Source organism: Sporosarcina ureae (assembly GCF_029267015.1).
In the GTDB taxonomy this organism is placed as follows: Bacteria; Bacillota; Bacilli; order Bacillales_A; family Planococcaceae; genus Sporosarcina; species Sporosarcina ureae_D.
Map to the genome: position 1 here is coordinate 29915 of NZ_JARIEA010000086.1, position 18167 is coordinate 48081.

Annotated in this window: 22 protein-coding genes and 1 riboswitch; of the genes, 20 read left to right on the forward strand and 2 right to left on the reverse strand. The window is 41.6% G+C overall.

Going from position 1 to position 18167, the window contains the following annotated elements; all coding sequences use genetic code 11:
- Positions 1 to 177: 177 nt before the first annotated feature.
- From Q7P97_RS15195 to Q7P97_RS15270, 16 genes are all read left to right on the forward strand, one after another.
- Positions 178 to 1035, forward strand: coding sequence for an energy-coupling factor ABC transporter ATP-binding protein (locus Q7P97_RS15195; RefSeq protein WP_303970391.1), 858 nt, complete (start codon positions 178 to 180; stop codon positions 1033 to 1035).
- On the forward strand, positions 1011 to 1886 hold the full coding sequence (locus tag Q7P97_RS15200) for an energy-coupling factor ABC transporter ATP-binding protein (protein WP_303970394.1): 876 nt from the start codon (positions 1011 to 1013) through the stop codon (positions 1884 to 1886). Before Q7P97_RS15195 ends, Q7P97_RS15200 begins: the two co-directional genes overlap by 25 nt.
- Positions 1880 to 2677, forward strand: coding sequence for an energy-coupling factor transporter transmembrane component T family protein (locus tag Q7P97_RS15205; protein WP_303970396.1), 798 nt, complete (start codon positions 1880 to 1882; stop codon positions 2675 to 2677). Before Q7P97_RS15200 ends, Q7P97_RS15205 begins: the two co-directional genes overlap by 7 nt.
- Before the next feature lie 14 nt (positions 2678 to 2691).
- Positions 2692 to 3420 (forward strand): tRNA pseudouridine(38-40) synthase TruA, encoded by a 729-nt coding sequence (gene truA / locus Q7P97_RS15210; protein WP_483315748.1) that lies wholly within the window; start codon positions 2692 to 2694, stop codon positions 3418 to 3420.
- A 174-nt stretch (positions 3421 to 3594) separates the two neighbouring features.
- Complete coding sequence (rplM, locus tag Q7P97_RS15215; protein ID WP_303970400.1) at positions 3595 to 4032, forward strand: 50S ribosomal protein L13; 438 nt, start codon at positions 3595 to 3597, stop codon at positions 4030 to 4032.
- Positions 4033 to 4051: 19 nt separating this feature from the next.
- Positions 4052 to 4444 carry a 30S ribosomal protein S9 gene (gene rpsI / locus Q7P97_RS15220; protein ID WP_085131997.1) on the forward strand — a complete coding sequence of 131 codons (393 nt, stop codon included), beginning with the start codon at positions 4052 to 4054 and terminating at the stop codon, positions 4442 to 4444.
- 626 nt (positions 4445 to 5070) lie between these two features.
- Positions 5071 to 5373, forward strand: a complete 303-nt coding sequence (locus tag Q7P97_RS15225) for an urease subunit gamma (RefSeq protein WP_085427443.1) — start codon at positions 5071 to 5073, stop codon at positions 5371 to 5373.
- Between the two features lie 31 nt (positions 5374 to 5404).
- Entirely contained in the window at positions 5405 to 5728 is a 324-nt protein-coding gene (locus tag Q7P97_RS15230; RefSeq protein ID WP_303970405.1) for an urease subunit beta, read from the forward strand.
- The gene (gene ureC, locus Q7P97_RS15235; RefSeq protein ID WP_303970407.1) at positions 5725 to 7443 is read left to right on the forward strand and encodes an urease subunit alpha; all 1719 of its coding nucleotides are present in this window, start codon (positions 5725 to 5727) and stop codon (positions 7441 to 7443) included. The genes Q7P97_RS15230 and ureC overlap by 4 nt, the downstream gene beginning before the upstream one ends.
- 10 nt (positions 7444 to 7453) lie before the next feature.
- The gene (gene ureE / locus Q7P97_RS15240) at positions 7454 to 7909 is read left to right on the forward strand and encodes an urease accessory protein UreE (protein WP_303970409.1); all 456 of its coding nucleotides are present in this window, start codon (positions 7454 to 7456) and stop codon (positions 7907 to 7909) included.
- Positions 7902 to 8588 carry an urease accessory protein UreF gene (locus Q7P97_RS15245; RefSeq protein ID WP_303970411.1) on the forward strand — a complete coding sequence of 229 codons (687 nt, stop codon included), beginning with the start codon at positions 7902 to 7904 and terminating at the stop codon, positions 8586 to 8588. Before ureE ends, Q7P97_RS15245 begins: the two co-directional genes overlap by 8 nt.
- Before the next feature lie 37 nt (positions 8589 to 8625).
- A complete protein-coding gene (ureG, locus tag Q7P97_RS15250) occupies positions 8626 to 9246 on the forward strand; it encodes an urease accessory protein UreG (protein ID WP_303970413.1) in 621 nt (206 codons plus the stop codon).
- Complete coding sequence (locus Q7P97_RS15255; RefSeq protein WP_303970416.1) at positions 9239 to 10063, forward strand: urease accessory protein UreD; 825 nt, start codon at positions 9239 to 9241, stop codon at positions 10061 to 10063. Before ureG ends, Q7P97_RS15255 begins: the two co-directional genes overlap by 8 nt.
- Positions 10064 to 10479: 416 nt before the next feature.
- Positions 10480 to 10917, forward strand: coding sequence for a HicA family toxin-antitoxin system (locus tag Q7P97_RS15260; protein ID WP_303970417.1), 438 nt, complete (start codon positions 10480 to 10482; stop codon positions 10915 to 10917).
- 105 nt (positions 10918 to 11022) lie between these two features.
- A riboswitch (TPP riboswitch) is annotated at positions 11023 to 11125 on the forward strand.
- Positions 11126 to 11215: 90 nt separating this feature from the next.
- On the forward strand, positions 11216 to 11911 hold the full coding sequence (gene tenA / locus Q7P97_RS15265) for a thiaminase II (RefSeq protein WP_303970419.1): 696 nt from the start codon (positions 11216 to 11218) through the stop codon (positions 11909 to 11911).
- A 69-nt stretch (positions 11912 to 11980) separates the two neighbouring features.
- On the forward strand, positions 11981 to 12343 hold the full coding sequence (locus tag Q7P97_RS15270; protein ID WP_303970421.1) for a DUF3889 domain-containing protein: 363 nt from the start codon (positions 11981 to 11983) through the stop codon (positions 12341 to 12343).
- A gap of 43 nt (positions 12344 to 12386) precedes the next feature.
- Here Q7P97_RS15270 and Q7P97_RS15275 read toward each other — a convergent pair whose 3' ends face one another.
- Positions 12387 to 13484: a nitric oxide synthase oxygenase gene (locus Q7P97_RS15275; protein WP_303970424.1), complete on the reverse strand. Its 1098-nt coding sequence runs from the start codon at positions 13482 to 13484 to the stop codon at positions 12387 to 12389.
- Positions 13485 to 13566: 82 nt separating this feature from the next.
- The gene (hpaB, locus tag Q7P97_RS15280; RefSeq protein WP_303970426.1) at positions 13567 to 15006 is read right to left on the reverse strand and encodes a 4-hydroxyphenylacetate 3-monooxygenase, oxygenase component; all 1440 of its coding nucleotides are present in this window, start codon (positions 15004 to 15006) and stop codon (positions 13567 to 13569) included.
- Positions 15007 to 15160: 154 nt separating this feature from the next.
- Here hpaB and Q7P97_RS15285 point away from each other — a divergent pair, with 154 nt between their 5' ends.
- The 4 genes from Q7P97_RS15285 (at position 15161) to salA (ending at position 18163) form a co-directional block, all read left to right on the forward strand.
- Positions 15161 to 15751: a hypothetical protein gene (locus Q7P97_RS15285; protein WP_303970427.1), complete on the forward strand. Its 591-nt coding sequence runs from the start codon at positions 15161 to 15163 to the stop codon at positions 15749 to 15751.
- A gap of 78 nt (positions 15752 to 15829) precedes the next feature.
- Complete coding sequence (locus Q7P97_RS15290) at positions 15830 to 16132, forward strand: rhodanese-like domain-containing protein (protein WP_303970429.1); 303 nt, start codon at positions 15830 to 15832, stop codon at positions 16130 to 16132.
- A 182-nt stretch (positions 16133 to 16314) separates the two neighbouring features.
- Positions 16315 to 17028, forward strand: coding sequence for an N-acetylmuramoyl-L-alanine amidase (locus Q7P97_RS15295; protein WP_303970431.1), 714 nt, complete (start codon positions 16315 to 16317; stop codon positions 17026 to 17028).
- Between the two features lie 76 nt (positions 17029 to 17104).
- Complete coding sequence (gene salA, locus Q7P97_RS15300) at positions 17105 to 18163, forward strand: iron-sulfur carrier protein/transcriptional regulator SalA (protein ID WP_303970432.1); 1059 nt, start codon at positions 17105 to 17107, stop codon at positions 18161 to 18163.
- Positions 18164 to 18167: the final 4 nt, after the last annotated feature.

Below are 18167 nucleotides of genomic sequence, written 5' to 3' on the forward strand. Positions count from 1 at the left end.
AGCAATCGACTGGTCTAGCTCTACGTACCTCATCTGAGATGTCGGCATGAGCAACCGGCATTTTCGTTTTCAAAGGCGCATTCCTTAGATGAGGTACGCGCTTTTTTTTTATACATAAGAATAGTTCCATACATACGATATACTTATTCAAAACAACATGTAAGAGGAGGAGCCTGAATGAAGGAAATTGCGTCGATGCATCACGTAGAGTTTACTTACGATATGGAAGAAGAGGATTCTTCGCATACCCCAAGTAAAGCATTACAGGATGTGTCTTTCACTTTGTATGAAGGAGAATGGTTGGCAGTTGTAGGACATAATGGTTCTGGCAAGTCCACGCTGGCGAAGCTGTTGATCGGCTTGATGTTTCCTTCTTCAGGTGATGTGAATCTCTTTTTAGAACGACTTTCTGAAAACAATCTTTGGGAAACCCGTTCGCGCATGGGGATCGTCTTTCAAAATCCAGATAACCAATTCGTCGGCTCAACGGTACAGGATGATGTGGCGTTTGCGCTGGAGAACAATGGCGTGCCGTATGACGTGATGGTTAAACGAGTCCACGAGGCCCTGGAGCAAGTGAAGATGACGGATTACATCAATCATGAACCCCACCACCTCTCAGGGGGTCAGAAACAACGTGTGGCCATTGCAGGTGCATTGGCTTTGCAACCTGAGCTGCTCATTTTAGATGAAGCTACTTCTATGTTGGATCCCCATGGACGGGAGGAAGTAATTGAAATTGTTAAGAAGCTACGTTCTGAAATAGGCTTGACTGTGTTGTCGATTACCCACGACTTGGAAGAAGTTTTATTGGCAGATCGAATCTTGGTCATGAATGAAGGACAAGTCTTAATGATCGGTACACCTCAAGAGATTTTTCAACAAGGAACTGAGCTTGAAAAGGTCGGCCTTGACTTACCGTTCGCTCTTCGTGTTTCAGAGCTTTTGAGAACGGCTGGTGTAGAATTGCAAGGTAATCATATGACAGAAGAAGAGTTGGTGAATGAATTGTGGACATTTCACTTCAGCAAGTAGGTTACTTATATGCTAAAGATTCACCGTTTGAGAAACGAGCGTTGCAGGATGTGACAGCTACAATCCCTTCAGGCTCATATACGTCGATCATTGGTCATACAGGCTCTGGTAAATCTACATTATTGCTTCATTTGAATGGATTATTAAAGCCATCTGAAGGAACGGTCATGATAGGCAATACTGAAATTACAGCTCAAACAAAAGGTAAACAAATGAAAGAAGTTCGGCATCAAGTAGGAATTGTGTTTCAGTTCCCTGAACATCAGTTATTTGAAGAAACAGTTGAGAAAGACATTATGTTCGGTCCTATAAACTTTGGTGTGCCGAAAGAGGTAGCGAGAGCTCGCGCGCATGAACTCGTTAAACTTTTAGGTTTGCCGGATGATGTGCTTCAGAAGTCTCCTTTTGAGCTGTCAGGCGGCCAAATGCGGCGTGTGGCGATTGCGGGTGTCCTAGCATTCAAACCGTCTGTCCTAGTCCTTGACGAGCCGACAGCGGGACTTGATCCTAAAGGGCGTAAAGAAATCATGGAGCTGTTTTATCACCTGCATGAGACCGAAAACCTGACGACCATTCTCGTTACTCATAGTATGGAAGATGCCGCACGATACAGTGATCGAATTCTTGTGATGCATGAGGGAACGTCGGTTATGGAAGGAACACCTGAAGAGATATTCAGTCAAGAAGAGAAACTTCATTCATTTCGACTCAGTGTCCCGCGTTCGATACGTTTTCAACGTGAGATGGAAAAGATGAGTGGACAACGTTTTGACCAAATCGCACTTACGGAAGACATATTGGCACATGAACTAGCGAAAGTCATTGCAAGAAAAGAGGAACGGCCATGTTAGAGAAAATGATTATTGGTCGTTTTATTCCAGGGACGTCTATTGTGCATCGAATGGATCCGCGTTCGAAGTTACTTTTTGTCTTTTTATTTGTAGTAGCGGTGTTCTTGGCCAACAATGTAGTGTCTTATGCAATATTGCTAGCCTTTACAGCATTTGTCATCGCGCTCGCAAGAATTAGACCCTACTTTTTGGTCAATGGATTAAAACCGGTCATCTTTTTGATTGTTTTCACTCTCCTCTTACATATCTTCTTTACGCGTGAAGGGCCCATCATATTTGAATGGAAGTTTATCAAGATTTATGAAGAAGGACTGCGAATGGGTATTTTTATATCTATCCGATTCCTAGTACTTGTGTTGATCACGACAGTATTAACATTAACTACTTCACCGATTTCGATCACAGATGGATTGGAAACATTGCTCAATCCTTTTAAAAAGTTGAAGTTACCGGTACATGAACTTGCGTTGATGATGTCCATTTCGCTCCGATTCATCCCAACTCTTATGGATGAAACGGATAAGATTTTAAAAGCCCAGCTTGCAAGAGGATCAGATTTAAGCAGCGGTTCCATTAAAGAACGAGTACAGGCCGTCATTCCGTTACTCGTGCCGTTATTTGTCAGTGCCTTTAAACGCGCAGAAGATTTAGCAGTGGCAATGGAAGTACGCGGCTACCGTGGCGGGGAAGGGCGTACGAGATTCCGGCAGCTATCCTGGCAAATGAGAGATACAGCTGTCTTGATCACTTTTGTATTCTTGGTAGGTGTATTGCTGTGGGTAAGGAAGTGAATAATTTGAAACGAATGAAAGCAACTGTTGCGTATGATGGAACGAATTTTGCTGGCTATCAATCCCAACCAGGCATGCGGACAGTTCAAGCTGAGATCGATAAGGCACTTGTTAAATTGCATAAGAATCCAACTTCACACGCTGTAGCGAGTGGACGCACCGATGCCGGCGTGCATGCATTAGGTCAGGTCATCCATTTCGATACGCCACTTGATTTAGGCGATCGCTGGCTAATGGCTTTGAATGTGCTGTTGCCTAAAGATGTACGTATTACGGCTGTTGAACAGACATCTGAAGACTTCCACGCACGGTATGGTGCAAAAGGAAAGACGTATCGCTACAAATGGTCGTATGGGGAATTGCAAAGTCCGTTTGAACGCAACTTCGCTGTTCATTTAGGTAGATGGAATCCAGACGTGGAACGAATGAATGCAGGAGCTGCTTATTTAATCGGTACACATGACTTCACCAGTTTCTGTTCGGCGAAGACCGCTACTTCGAATAAAGTTCGCACAATCCGAAAGCTGACAATCGAACGGCAACAGGATGAGCTGATTCTTGAAGTGGAAGGTGATGGGTTTCTATACAATATGGTGAGAACAATTGCTGGCGCTTTGCTGGCGGTAGGCATCGGTTGGGACGAGCCGGAAGATGTCCAGAAAATTCTCGAGGCGAAAGATCGTCAAAGGGCAGGGAAGACAGCGGCAGCACACGGTTTGTACTTACTAGAGGTCACCTATTAAGCTCATGGCAACTAATCCTGGCGTATTCATAAAAACGCTTGACTTTATGGACAATAAAGGATAACATGATAAATGGTATTTCAATAACCCCACAAACAAGCCCCGGAAGTTTATTTGTGTTTAGGGATAGAGAAAACAAGGGAACAGATTTGATATTTTAGGAGGATACACAATATGCGCACAACATTCATGGCTAAAGGTCACGAAGTCGAACGTAAATGGCTAGTTGTCGACGCTGAAGGACAAACGCTTGGTCGTCTTGCTTCAGAAGTTGCAACTCTTTTACGCGGTAAACATAAACCAACGTTTACACCACATGTTGATACAGGTGATCACGTGATCATCATCAACGCTGAAAAAATCCAATTGACTGGTAATAAGTTAAAAGATAAAATGTACTACCGTCACTCTGGTTACACAGGTAGCATCAAGTCACGTACTGCTCTTGAAATGCGTACTAACTACCCTGTAAAAATGCTTGAACTTGCGATTAAAGGAATGCTTCCAAACGGTCCTCTAGGTCGTCAAACAATCAAGAAATTACACGTATTTGCTGGTCCAGAACATCAGCATGCAGCACAAAAACCAGAAGCTTATGAGCTTCGCGGTTAATTAAGAGGAGGAAACCCACTTGGCACAAGTACAATATATCGGCACTGGCCGTCGTAAAAGCTCAGTAGCTCGTGTACGTCTAATTCCTGGCGAAGGCAAAATTGTCGTCAATAATCGTGACGTAGAGGACTACGTACCATTCGAAACACTTCGTGAAATCATTAAACAACCACTAGTTACAACGGAAACACTTGGAAGCTACGATATCCATGTTAACGTTAACGGTGGAGGTTACACTGGTCAAGCAGGCGCAATCCGTCACGGCGTTGCTCGTGCATTGCTTACTGTAGATCCTGATTTCCGTGCAGCACTTAAATCAGCAGGATTCCTAACACGTGATCCACGTATGAAGGAACGTAAGAAACCAGGTCTTCGCGGCGCTCGTCGTGCACCTCAGTTCTCAAAACGTTAATTTGTATTTTCAAAAGTTCTTCTCATTATTTTATGAGAAGGGCTTTTTTTATGTTTAGCATGAATTGTGTTCATATGCAGATATCTTGTCAGCCGCTTATGTAAGCGGAAACACTTGAATCTTCACTGAGAAACTGTACAATAAATTAGTAGCAGTAACTCCAAATTACTTTCCAAACATTTCACACAAGAAAATAGACCACCCTTCATTTCCAGTTGTTTTAGCTATTTGAGAAGCTCACGGATCAACCCCTGATGTTATGAGTCCTTAACAAATCAACTGCGATTAGACCATTTAATAATAATCTCGTTACCTTATCATAGGGTTCAAAATTAATGACAACTTAACAGAAAAAATCCGGTCGCTTATAATAGCTTTTTATCTGTGAAGTGTTACACGGTCAACGTTTATGCTAACTAGCATTTGGGTAAACTGTGACAAGTTGAACTTATATATTTATAGGTGTTGTAGTTCAATCGAATGATATGGAAAAATAAAAATCTGAAAATCGATTAAAAGATTATAGTAGACCGATTTGAGTAATTTATAGAATATTCACTATATTTAATTCGTGTGAAGAAAAGAGTATTGCTGCAGTATATTATATTATTTTAGGAGGTTGAACAATGCGATTACTACCGCGTGAAATTGATAAGTTAATGATCGTTGTTGCGGCAGATCTTGCCAGAAGACGAAAGGATCGGGGACTAAAATTGAATCACCCAGAAGCTATGGCTCTTATTACATATGAGGTATTGGAAGGCGCCAGGGACGGAAAAACAGTTGCAGAACTCATGGCTTATGGCGCGACGATTTTATCTCGTGAAGATGTAATGGATGGTATTCCGGAAATGATTGATGATATTCAAGTAGAAGCCACGTTCCCTGATGGGACAAAGTTAGTCACAGTGCACAATCCAATCAGATAAATGATGTATAAATAAGAAAGGGGACGTAACGATGATACCAGGCGAATATATTTTAAAAGAAGAACCGATCATTTGTAATGAAGGTGCTGAAAGTATACATGTACAAGTTATTAATCATGGCGACAGACCTATTCAAATCGGTTCCCATTACCATTTTTACGAAGTGAATAATGCGTTGAAGTTTGATCGGGAAGTGACATACGGTAAACGTCTCAATATACCTGCAGGCGCTGCGGTTCGTTTTGAACCGGGCGATGAAAAAGAAGTGCAGTTAATTGACTATGCTGGAGAAAGAGAAGTTTATGGATTCCATAATAAAGTAGACGGAGCATTGGAAGGCGGGAATGCAAAATGAGTTTTAAAATGGATAGGGAGCAATATGCTCAAATGTATGGACCGACAACCGGAGACTCTGTCCGACTAGCAGATACAGACTTGTTCATCCAAATTGAAAAAGATTATACGAAATATGGAGAAGAGGTTGTGTTCGGTGGCGGTAAAGTTATTCGTGATGGAATGGGGCAACATCCATACATTACGCGCGAAGAAGATGAACGCGTACCGGATACAGTCATAACAAATGTGGTTGTGCTAGATTACACAGGGATATATAAAGCGGATCTAGCAATTCGAGACGGTAAAATTTCAGGTATCGGTAAAGCAGGTAACCCACTTGTACAAGACAAAGTAGACATTATTATTGGAACTTCCACTGAAGTTATTTCGGGAGAAGGTAAGATCATTACTGCGGGTGCAATTGATACGCACGTGCATTTCATTAACCCAGCACAAGTAGACGTTGCGCTCACTGCAGGGACAACTACGCTGATCGGCGGTGGAGCTGGGCCAGGAGATGGTTCTCGGGCTACGACAGCCACACCGGGTGCTTGGCATCTTCATTCTATGCTGAAAGCTTTGGATGGACAACCGATCAATATCGGTTTAACAGGTAAAGGGCATGCAGCAGCAGGAGCTCCTTTAGCAGAACAAATAATTGCAGGTGCAATTGGTTTGAAAGTCCATGAAGATTGGGGTGCGACACCGTCCGTTCTCGACCATGCATTAAGAATTGCGGATGAATATGATGTGCAAGTTGCTCTTCACGCAGATACATTAAATGAATCCGGATTTTTTGAAGATACGATCAAGGCGATTGATGGTCGAGGTATCCATATGTACCATACAGAAGGTGCAGGTGGCGGACACGCTCCAGATTTGATTAAATCTGCTGGTATGATGAATGTGTTGCCGGCTTCTACGAATCCGACATTGCCGTATACGATTAACACAATTGACGAACATTTGGATATGGTAATGGTTGCTCATAACTTAAACCCTTCCGTTCCTGAAGATATCGCATTTGCAGATTCGCGCATTCGCAACGAAACAATTGCAGCAGAAGATGTCTTACAAGACTTAGGCGTCTTTAGTATGACAAGCTCCGATTCTCAGGCAATGGGACGTATCGGTGAAGTTGCACTTCGTACATGGCAAGTAGCCCACAAAATGAAAAAACAGCTTGGAGTTATGGAAGGCGATAGTGAACATTCGGATAATAATCGAGTAAAGCGCTATGTCGCTAAATATACGATTAATCCTGCCATTGCGCATGGTATATCGGAGTATATTGGCTCAATTGAAGTTGGGAAAATGGCCGACCTCGTATTATGGGATCCAAAATTCTTTGGGGTTAAACCAGAAATGATTTTGAAAAGTGGTATGGCAGTCTATAGCTTAATGGGTGATGCCAATGCAACGATTCCGACACCGCAGCCAATGATTTATCGTCCGATGTATGCAACGCTCGGTAAGGCATTGTCTCAAAGTTCCATAACATTTGTTTCGCAAATCGCTTATGATCAAGGAATAAAAGAGAAGCTAGGACTTGATAAAGTAGTGCTGCCTGTCCGTAATATACGCAATCTGACGAAAAAAGATATGAAGTTAAATACAGCGACACCACATATTGATGTAGATCCACAAACGTATGAAGTGAAAATTGATGGAAAACTGATTACATGCGATCCGATTGACGTAGTGCCAATGGGACAACGCTATTTCTTATTCTGAGGTGAAGAAAATGATTGTAGAAGAAGTCTTAATGAATATCAGGGATTTAGATCCAAGTGAGTATGAAAGCCGTCATAAAGAGAAAGTGTACTTAGAAAGTGCGCACTTAATGAAAAGAATTCAACGAGTGGAAACTGATCATGGACGTGAAATGGGCATTCGATTAAAAAATCCACGTGATTTAGAAGCGGGAGATATTCTGTTTATGGATGATAAGAATATCATTCTGATTGATGTGCTTTCTGATGATTTAATTATTATTAGCCCACGTACGATGCTTGAAATGGGGACGATTGCTCATCAGCTAGGCAATCGACATTTGCCTGCGCAGTTTGAGGATGAAGATATGCTCGTGCAATATGATTATTTAGTTGAGGACTTGTTGAAAGAAATGGGTATTCCATTTAAGCGAGAAGAACGAAAAGTTGCCAAGGCTTTCCGTCATATCGGACATAGTCATGACTAATCATGCACTATCCTTGCTACAGCTATGCGATTCCAGTTTCCCGATCGGCTCTTTTAGCCAATCATTCGGACTGGAGACATATATTCAGAAGGACAAGGTCACAGACGCCAATACGTTTTCCGAATGGCTACATGTCTATGTGCATGAACAACTTGCTTATGCGGACGGCTTGGCTGTAAGACTTGTTTATGATGCACTGGATATGGAAGATCTTGATAAGATTTGGGAATTGGATCGCATATTGACTGTGCAGAATCTCGCCCGCGAATCACGTGATGGTACTCAGCGCATGGGAGATCGGATGTTAGACATTGCAAAATCCATTTACAATATACCGATTTTATCTATCTACGCGCAAAAAATTCAGGACAAGCAAGCTTTTGGCCATCCGGCTATTGTATTTACGATGATAGGACATCACCTTCAAGTCGAAAAGAATACAACGATTCTATATTATTTATACTCGACGGTTGTTAGTCTTGTGCAAAATGCCGTGCGGGCTATCCCGCTTGGACAAACTGCTGGACAGAAGATTATATACACGTTTCAACAACAACTTCAGCAAACAACAGATAAAATAATGGAGTTAGATCAAGAAGAGTTTGGTATCGTATCGCCTGGACTTGAGCTTTCTCAAATGCAGCACGAACGTGTTGGCATACGTATTTTTAGTTCGTAATGAACGCAATGAAATTGATATTAAGGATGTGCTTAGAATGAGACCAATTAAAATAGGTGTTGGCGGACCAGTTGGAGCAGGAAAAACTATGCTGGTCGAAAAGATTACACGCGCTTTAGAGGGCGAAGTAAGTATGGCGGTTATTACTAATGATATATATACGAAAGAAGATGCCAAGTTTTTAGTTGCGAATGGCATACTTCCCGAAGATCGCATTGTCGGAGTGGAAACAGGAGGTTGTCCACATACGGCTATTCGTGAAGATGCATCGATGAACTTCGCGGCAATTAATGAATTGCAGGAAAAACATCCTGACCTCGAACTGATTTTTGTAGAAAGTGGCGGCGATAACCTAGCAGCTACATTCAGTCCGGAACTCGTTGACTTTTCCATTTATATAATTGACGTGGCGCAAGGTGAAAAAATTCCGCGTAAAGGTGGACAAGGAATGATTAAATCTGACTTATTTATTATTAATAAAACAGATTTAGCTCCGTATGTCGGTGCAAGACTTGAGGTAATGGAGTCTGACACGAAAGTATTTAGAGGGGAAAAACCTTTCTTTTTCACCAATTTAAAAGACGATCAAGGATTAGATGAAGTGGTAGAGTGGGTCAGGAGACATGCTCTATTAAAAGGACTAGGACAAGATGTCTGAATGGACAGGCGTTCTTGACCTCGTCATGGAAAAGCGGCTAGGCCGCTCCGTGGCGAAAACTGTCTACTTCCAAGGCGCATTTAAAGTGATGCGTCCGGTCTATTTCAATAAGAACAGTTATCCATGCTATTATTTATTGAATCCTGGCGGTGGCTATTTAGATGGAGATCGGTATCAAATGAAAGTTACGCTTGGTGAAGGAGCGATGCTGACGTTAACGACTCAGTCGTCGACGAAAGTATACAGAACGCCTACCAAGCCAGTGTACCAAGAGACGATTTTCAGTATGAAAAAAGATAGTTATCTAGAGTACTTACCGGATGCACTGATTGCATACAAAGATGCCAGTTGTTATCAGAAAAATAGTATATACATGGAAAAAGGGGCAACCTTACTGTATTCCGATATATTGACTCCCGGCTGGTCGCCGGATGGTGAAAAATTCAGTTACGACATGCTTCGGCTGAAAACGGAGATTTATATGGATGATCAGCTTGTTGCTTTTGACCATATTAAACTCCATCCGGCATCGCAAGATATGAATGCGTTAGGCTTTATGGAAGGATACACTCATTTAGGTTCGTTAATTGTCGTTGGTGAAAAAACGAGCGATGCTCTATTGGATCGATTGTATGAGGCGATTCAACAAGAGGATGGGGAGTTTGCATTTGGATTATCCAAGCTTGCTGTTCCTGGCTTTACCATTCGTATAGTAGCAAACTATACGCAGGTTATAGAGCGAATTATTTCAGTCTGTCACCATATAATTAACGACGAATGGTATCAAACGAAACCAAGTTTTTTACGGAAGTACTAGAACCTACCCGACAATTCAAAAAGAGTTGTCGGGTTTTTTATCGATTGAAGTAACACTGTTTTTATAGTTGTTGCGATGAAGTTTATTAAATAGTGAAAGTACTAAATTCCATATTTCAAAGGATTGAAATATGGAATTTGGGGTATCATTATATGTATGCACTGTAAAGTATAGAGTTGAAACCTGACATTACTTCCTAAATACACATAAAAGGTAAGAACGTTAGTTGATTTGACAATCACTACTTCCTGAGATATATTCGAATATCATTTGTAATGAGTAGAGAAAAATGTAAGTGAGCAGAAATGATGGAGAGATTAAACTTCAGGCTAGATCACTTGAATTAGTAGTGATGGATGAAGTAAGATAGCCTATTCTGTAAAAAGAGACTTCATACTATGTTGGAGGTGTTTCTTATGGTTGATGACTTTGAAGTGGAAAAAGTTTTTGAAGACAGACCGTACGAGCGAATTCAGTTTAAGCTCATAATAGAAGGACGTAAGTATAAAGGTGACTATCATGAAGGTGAAATCCAGTGGCTTCATCCACATCCTAAGCAAGATGTCGGCGAAGAAGAAGTTATTGCGATAGAGGACAAAGTGTTAGAACTGTTGTCTGAGCAAGGGATTAGAAATGAAGCCGATGATATAGAAATAGAACGTTCCCTTAGCAGAAATCAAACCCGCCCACTTCAGTTATTTAAATTGAAGATTCAAGGCGAGGAGTTTAAAGGGACATTTATAAATGGTGAAATCGAATGGTTTCATCCTAAACCAAGACGTAAACTAAAAGACGAGCGCGTGAAGAAAATTGAAGAAGATGTTCAGAAAAAGCTAAAAGAGCATCTAGAATAAGAAATGAAACTGCGCGGCTGTTTTGTACGTGAGATAGAGTGCAATCTCAATTTGTTTGACCTTTCTGACAAGATATGCCTACAATGGATATACAAATGAAATAGTCGTTACCACTAGGGGTGCTCTGTTGAGCTGAGAGAAGCATATTGCTTTAACCCTTTAACTTGATCCGGTTCATACCGGCGTAAGGAAGTGGTGTAGATGTTACGTAGCTTCTTTTTGGGCTCAATGACGTCTCTCCGCCACTTCTGGTCAAGAAGTGGTTTTTTCATTTACTACGAAAAAGGGGAGAATATACATGAAGTTCACTGAGCGATTATTAGAGAAGACATTACCGATCTGGAGACAGAATCATAGTCATCCATTTGTCCAAGAGATTGGAAATGGCACGTTGGATCAGGAGAAGTTTCGATTTTATATGGTGCAAGATTATTTGTATTTAATTGACTATGCAAAAGTATTTGCCGTAGGCACGATGAAGGCTACTGATGTCGAGATGATGGGGAAATTTGCTGCGTTACTTAACGGTACACTAAACACGGAAATGGATCTTCATCGTCAATATGCAGCCCGCTTTGGTATTACTGAAGAAGAGCTTGAGAATGCCGAGCCATCTCCAATTGTCCTTGCGTATACTCACTATATGCTGCACGTTAGTCAAAACGGTTCTTTGGCGGAAGTCGTCGCTGCATTATTGCCGTGTGCATGGAGCTACTGGGAGATCGGCAAAGAGCTTGCTGAGTTGCCAGGTGCGTTAGATCATCCATTGTACGGTGACTGGGTTCGCATGTATTCATCGGAAGACTTTGGCGAGTTGGCTACTTGGTGCTTAGAACTAATGAACGAAACTGCAGAAGGCAAGCCAGAATCAGAATTAGCGAGACTAGAGGAGATCTTCCTTAATACGACTCGTTATGAGTATATGTTCTGGGACATGGCTTATACGAAACAAATGTGGCCCGGTGTAAAAAAAGAGCAATCGATGACAAATTAATCTACAAAAAACGTCCAACTATTTCGGTTGGATGTTTTTTATTTAGAATCGAAAGGTTGTAAACAGCGCATGCTATTCTCGAAGGAGGTGTGCGCCATTTTTGTAAAAATAGGTTTGGCACTTGGAGTTTTATTGACAAGTGGGTCGGGCACTAGGGATGCGCCAATTGCTACACTAAGTAAAGTAGAAGTGCCGGCATATGCGAAATGGTCAAGGCTTGCTATTAAGCAAACGATGCTCAGATATCCCCAGGCAGATATCAAGGATTATTTGCATATCGCTACTGACTCAAAGAAAGTTACAAGTGTGGAGAAGTTTCAACTTTGGTTAAAAGAGGACGAACGGGAATTCGGTGTGATCGTGACGGTCACCTATTCAGCTGAAACAGGTAAATTTATTCGCATTGACTTTCAAGAAATGCCTGTTAAATAAATCAATGCCCCTATACCATATAATCTGGCGTAGGGGCGTTGATTTATTCAGGATCTTTCTGATAAAAGAAATTCGGGGTCAAGATATCGTTGGCATATCGCTTGTGATAGATATGCGTGGCGGCTGGTGACAGCGGCGGTATGAGCCATACCCAGTTACCGGTCACTTTTCTTCCGATACTCTGCTCTTTCTTTTCAAACGATTTGAATTGTTTAGCCGCTGTATGGTGATCTACAAGTGTAACACCTTCCTGCTGATAGGAATGTAGAACTGCTATATTCAATTCTACAAGTGCTTTATCTATCCAAAGAGAACGATTGGATTTCGTGTTAAGTCCCATTAATTTGGCGATAGACGGCAATAGATTATAACGATCTGCATCTGCAAGATTACGTGCACCAATTTCTGTACCCATGTACCAGCCGTTAAATGGTGCCATAGGATATTCTATTCCACCGATATCCAGCCGCATATTAGAAATGATCGGAACGGCGTACCATTTGGTGTTCAATTCTGAAATGCCTTTAATCTCAGGATGACTGATAGGTACTTCCTTAACTAACGTCTTCGGCAATTCGAAAAGCCGTGGGAATTTCCCATACTCTTGAATGACAAGAGGTAATACATCAAAATGTGTTTTGGTTCCTTGCCAACCAAGTCGTTCACATAACTTTGTCATCTCAATAGATGCTGAGTCACCAATGATTGTAGAACCATCCTCATATCCAGCATAACGAATCAATTGATGATTCCAAATCCTTAGAGGGTCTTTGTCCTGTGCTCGTGGAGCGAAGACTGTAATCGTCGAACGAATATCTCCATCATTCGTTGCGTATTCCACATGATGTTTTAATTTTTCAAATGCATCTTCAGCAGTAGTAATATCACGTTCATCAAATACTTCGAGAGTTTCCCACAACAAGCGTCCGATACAGTGATTACTGTTTCGCCAAGCCATTTTCGCGCCATGTATCAGTTCAGATTTTGTATGAGTGTATGTTCCTGTTTGGATAATATCCTCTTCAATTTCCTTCACGCGTCTAATTTGTTCTTCTTGAGGAAAACCTAGTTCTTCATAACAACTATGAATAAACCGCGTTGCTTCTTGAAAAAGCTCAATTCGATTTACAGATAGTACCATAATCATCAACTCCATATACAGAGTGTAGCATGGAGAAAATGAGATAAGCCGGAATAATTTCGGCAAATTATTGACTTTTCATTTAATCTGAAAGTAAACGACGTATCATTTCCTGCCCCGCATCTTTCGGATAGGATCGATATAGATGACCTGATAAGCGAACGGGATCACCAAAGAAATACCGTTCGTATTGTGTTTGTCGTGTGCCGAACGAACTCATCGTCAAATCCCAAGCTAGACGAAACAGTTGTACACGTTCTACCGCAGTTTTTGTAGCTCCTTGAAGATACTTTTCGAGATCAGGCTGAATAGCCGAATGGAAATCCTTATCGGTAGGTAACGCAATCATCCCACTTGCTCCGATTAGCTGAATGATCTCACTGAAACGCGGATAGACTTTCGGGAAAATATTGCTTGCTACTTGAAGCGCTATTGCACTTGGACACATATATCCCCATTGATCGAGTGTTGCATCGGCTTCCGATTTATCTCGCAATGCTTTCATCGTTTCGAGCCCAATAATTATTTCAGATAGCTTTTCTTGAATGTGGAGATATTCTGCTATATTAATGGTTTGGACGAGCTGCTCTGCCAAATTCAGCATGAACTCCGTTTTGACGATCTGTCTCGTAATGACTTGATGCGTGGCAAACGGATGGAATGAACTCTTTGAAAAGAATTCTGAAGCTACTTCGGCGTTGTGATGAAAGAAAACACGCTCCCATGGGACCAGAACATTATCGAAAATGACTACAGAATCCATCTCTTCAAAACGCGAACTTAGTGGGTAATTAAATGTAGAATCCCCACCGACAAATGATTCCCTGCAAAGAAAACGCAAACCTTTTGTACCGGAAGGAATGGAAAAGGCGAAAGCTTCATCAGGATCTCCAAGAAAAGAAGGTGTGCTGAATACCAGTACTTCATCCGTCACGCCACCCTGTGTTGCAAGTAGCTTAGCTCCTTTAATGATGAGTCCTTCAGACGTCTTATCAATAATCCTTGCTGAGATGGGTTCATCTGACATATTAAAAGCACTCTGAGATCGATTGACCTGTGGTGTAATGAAGGTGTGAGTAAAAGATAGGTCCTCTTCTCGCGCTCGTTCATACAGCGCTTGAATATGTTCTGGAAAGCAGTTTTCCTTGCCGAGCAAGTGAAGGGAAGATGAGGCAAAGCTCATGATTACCGTATTGAGGTAATCGGGACTTCTACCAAGCAAGCCGCAAGAAAGTCTTGCCCATTCTTCTGTCATGATTCTGCGATTTTGCAAATCGGTTTTGGTTTTAGGTTGTAAGTAAGAAATTCCAATTCGCTCATTTGTGACTGGCGAATCATATGTCATAAAAGATCTACGTGAAGGAGACAGTTGTAAATCATATAAAGAAGCCTTAGTTTCTATAAGCCCTTTAAAAGCCGGATGTTCAGAGATAGGTCCTTGCAATTGTTGCCCATCGATCCAAATTTCCGCGTTCTGGGCATTCATTCTACGTACATACTCATTACCATTTATAGCACCCATACCATGCCTCCTGAATTTTCTAGTTGATATAGTATATTATGACGTCCTTACGAATGATCAAAATAGTTTTCGTTTTGAACAATTGACAATAGTTTTGATACAATACAGAAAGAGTACATAGGGAATTTATCTGGATCAGGGAGAGGTGTATATAATGAATGAAGAATTGGTAATGAAGTATATCGTAGCGTGTACAAATCTATACGGAATTGTGCCTATTGAAAAAGTTATTGAAATCTACAATGATCAAAATGAAGAAAGTATTTCATTGGATGAAGTGGAAGGTATTTTGCAATCTACGCAAATAAAACAAAAACTTGAAGAGAGTTTCGTCTATATTCATTCAAACGAATTTGTAGCTGAAGCGACAAGCGAAGAAGATGAAAAGGAAAACTTAAAACGAAGTGCAGCTGAAAAGCCATATTATGTACCAGGAAAAGAAGAACTGCTATGTTACATCGACGAAGAGTATTTTCAAGAAACACCGGAGCAGTTACTAGTAAAGAATATGTTGAAAGAAGACTTCGGTGATCAATTGGATGTCGAAGAAGAAGTTTCTGAACTAGTATATAATCTGCAAGTAAGTGGCGGCGATTTCATGATGGAACTATCCTTATTTATAGCTGGTCTAGAACTGCCTATCAAAAAGTCTGAGCGTTATATTCCTGCGATTGTCGAAGTAGCTGACACCACTAGATTATGGGAAAATCGTGGGCATACCATGAAAGAATTACAGCAACTCTAATTAGTTCGTTTAATTAGACAATGCTCAACCTAGCAAGATAGAATAAAGATACATTAAACATTTTGGAGGATATGACCCATGACTTTAAAAGAATTGACTGCAAAAGAAGTACAAGAGCAATTGGAAAGCGGTAAAAAACTGAATATCATCGATGTGCGCGAAGATGACGAAGTAGCAGAAGGCATGATTCCAGGCGCAGAACACATCGCCCTCGGTAATCTACCTGTAGAGATGCACGACTTGAATGCAGAAACACCCTACATCCTCGTATGCCGTTCAGGTGGCAGAAGTGGCCGAGCTCAAGAGCTTATGGCTGACGAAGGTTTTGACGTAACGAACATGGTAGGCGGCATGCTTGCATGGGAAGGCGAAACAAAGTAATAAGCTAAACCAAAGCTGTAGTAAGAAGTGAAAACTTCTTACTACAGCTTTTTTTATTAAAAGGGATAGAAGTTGGAACGCAGTGTAACGATGCATCCCGTCCTCTAATTCATTAATCCGCTACCGTGTAGACATAACCTCAAAAGTCCAAGCGTATAGTGAAAGAAAAAGGCGGTGTCTGTATGAAAAAGTGGCTTGTAGCAGGGTTGCTCATAATTTTCTCATTAGGTGGAGTGTTATACGGTGTCAAAGCATCTGATCGTGGCTTCTTTCTGCCCTCAGAGCTTGGTGGGGTAAGTATCCTCATTGACCCTGGACATGGTGGGGAAGACGGAGGTGCTTCGGCAGGCGAACTCATTGAAAAAGATATTACGTTAAACATCTCCCATGAAGTAAGTAAACTCTTAAAGAAAAAAGGTGCAACTGTAGAAATGACTAGGGAGAAAAGTGGCGATGCAGTAGCAGAACATGCGCCATCGGAAAAGTTTACTTCGTTGAGAAGCAGAAAGTTCGCAGACTTGAAACTGCGTGAAAGCATGGCGGTCGATTCGAAGCCCGATATGTTCATCAGCGTTCACGTTAACGCGATCCCAGAAGAACGCTGGAGAGGGGCGCAAGTATTCTATCATCCAGGTGGCCATCCTGAAGGTAAGCAACTGGCGACATCCATCCAAAACGAATTGCGCGATCAATTGAAAAATACCGAGCGGGAAGCTATGAAAATCACGGGAGTCTACCTATTAAAAAAAGTACCAGTGCCGGCTGTGTTGGTTGAAACAGGTTTCCTGTCCAATCCAGAGGAAAGGAAATTATTGTCGAGTAAATCTTACCAGAAAAAAGTGGCGGCTGCGATTGTAGATGGAATCGTGAAATATCAACTTGCTGATGAACAGTGAAGCATATGACGTTTGAGTGAATAGTGAATATGATATACTGAAAAGGAGTGAATGAATTCAGTTAGGAGTGTCGAATGTGATTAATGAACAACAAGTTCGTGAACTGATTGGCGCATTGAAAGATCCGTTTTTACATAAAACATTGGCAGAAACAAATGGGATTGTGGATGTAACCATAAAACCAGAGAAAGAACACGTCAGTGTTAAAGTCGCGATTGCGAAAGTGAATACCGGAGAGCAATTGACGCTACAATCAAAAGTGGTTGAAGTATTGAAAGAAGCAGGAGCTGACTCGGTAGGTATTCGTTTTGAAGAATTGCCTAAAGAAGTATTGGAGCAATTCCGTGGTACGGTGACGGAAGCGGAAACGCAGGATATCTTATCACCTTTATCTAACATTGAGTTTATTTCGATTGCATCTGGTAAAGGCGGCGTCGGAAAATCTACGGTCTCTGTGAACTTGGCAGTGGCTTTAGCAAGACGCGGCAAAAAGGTCGGATTGATCGATGCAGATATTTATGGCTTTAGTGTACCAGATATGATGGGTATTACGGCTATGCCTGAAGTACGTGAAGATCGCATCATGCCGGTAGAACGTTTTGGCGTAAAAGTCATTTCAATGGGCTTCTTTGTTGAAGACAATGCACCCGTTGTTTGGCGTGGACCTATGCTTGGAAAAGTGTTGGATCAATTCTTCCGTGATGTGGAATGGGGCGAGCTGGATTACTTATTGCTCGACTTGCCACCAGGAACAGGTGACGTAGCACTTGATATTCACCAAATGATTCCAGCTTCTAAAGAAATCGTCGTTACGACTCCACACCCAACTGCAGCATTTGTAGCAGCGCGTGCAGGAGCGATGGCGTTACAAACTGAACACGAGCTGCTTGGTGTAGTTGAAAACATGTCTTGGTTCGCATCTAAAGCAACAGGAGAGAAAGAGTATGTCTTCGGTCAAGGTGGAGGTGTCCGTCTTTCTGAGGAGCTTCGTACGGAACTATTAGGACAAATCCCTCTTGGTCAGCCTGACTGGAACGAAACGGAATTCGCACCTTCAGTTTATGCAGAAGATCATCCGATTGGAAAGATCTACTTAGAAGTTGCTGATACAGTAATCAAAAAAACTAAAAAGTAATAAA

Bases quoted from the DNA above. Each gene is read 5' to 3' on its own strand.
- Q7P97_RS15195 (WP_303970391.1), top strand. From the start codon at position 178: ATGAAGGAAATTGCGTCGATGCATCACGTAGAGTTTACTTACGATATG.
- Q7P97_RS15205 (WP_303970396.1), top strand. From the start codon at position 1,880: ATGTTAGAGAAAATGATTATTGGTCGTTTTATTCCAGGGACGTCTATT.
- truA (WP_483315748.1), top strand. From the start codon at position 2,692: ATGAAAGCAACTGTTGCGTATGATGGAACGAATTTTGCTGGCTATCAA.
- rplM (WP_303970400.1), top strand. From the start codon at position 3,595: ATGCGCACAACATTCATGGCTAAAGGTCACGAAGTCGAACGTAAATGG.
- Q7P97_RS15225 (WP_085427443.1), top strand. From the start codon at position 5,071: ATGCGATTACTACCGCGTGAAATTGATAAGTTAATGATCGTTGTTGCG.
- Q7P97_RS15230 (WP_303970405.1), top strand. From the start codon at position 5,405: ATGATACCAGGCGAATATATTTTAAAAGAAGAACCGATCATTTGTAAT.
- ureC (WP_303970407.1), top strand. From the start codon at position 5,725: ATGAGTTTTAAAATGGATAGGGAGCAATATGCTCAAATGTATGGACCG.
- ureE (WP_303970409.1), top strand. From the start codon at position 7,454: ATGATTGTAGAAGAAGTCTTAATGAATATCAGGGATTTAGATCCAAGT.
- Q7P97_RS15245 (WP_303970411.1), top strand. From the start codon at position 7,902: ATGACTAATCATGCACTATCCTTGCTACAGCTATGCGATTCCAGTTTC.
- ureG (WP_303970413.1), top strand. From the start codon at position 8,626: ATGAGACCAATTAAAATAGGTGTTGGCGGACCAGTTGGAGCAGGAAAA.
- Q7P97_RS15255 (WP_303970416.1), top strand. From the start codon at position 9,239: ATGTCTGAATGGACAGGCGTTCTTGACCTCGTCATGGAAAAGCGGCTA.
- Q7P97_RS15260 (WP_303970417.1), top strand. From the start codon at position 10,480: ATGGTTGATGACTTTGAAGTGGAAAAAGTTTTTGAAGACAGACCGTAC.
- tenA (WP_303970419.1), top strand. From the start codon at position 11,216: ATGAAGTTCACTGAGCGATTATTAGAGAAGACATTACCGATCTGGAGA.
- Q7P97_RS15270 (WP_303970421.1), top strand. From the start codon at position 11,981: ATGCTATTCTCGAAGGAGGTGTGCGCCATTTTTGTAAAAATAGGTTTG.
- Q7P97_RS15275 (WP_303970424.1), bottom strand. From the start codon at position 13,484: ATGGTACTATCTGTAAATCGAATTGAGCTTTTTCAAGAAGCAACGCGG.
- hpaB (WP_303970426.1), bottom strand. From the start codon at position 15,006: ATGGGTGCTATAAATGGTAATGAGTATGTACGTAGAATGAATGCCCAG.
- Q7P97_RS15285 (WP_303970427.1), top strand. From the start codon at position 15,161: ATGAATGAAGAATTGGTAATGAAGTATATCGTAGCGTGTACAAATCTA.
- Q7P97_RS15290 (WP_303970429.1), top strand. From the start codon at position 15,830: ATGACTTTAAAAGAATTGACTGCAAAAGAAGTACAAGAGCAATTGGAA.
- Q7P97_RS15295 (WP_303970431.1), top strand. From the start codon at position 16,315: ATGAAAAAGTGGCTTGTAGCAGGGTTGCTCATAATTTTCTCATTAGGT.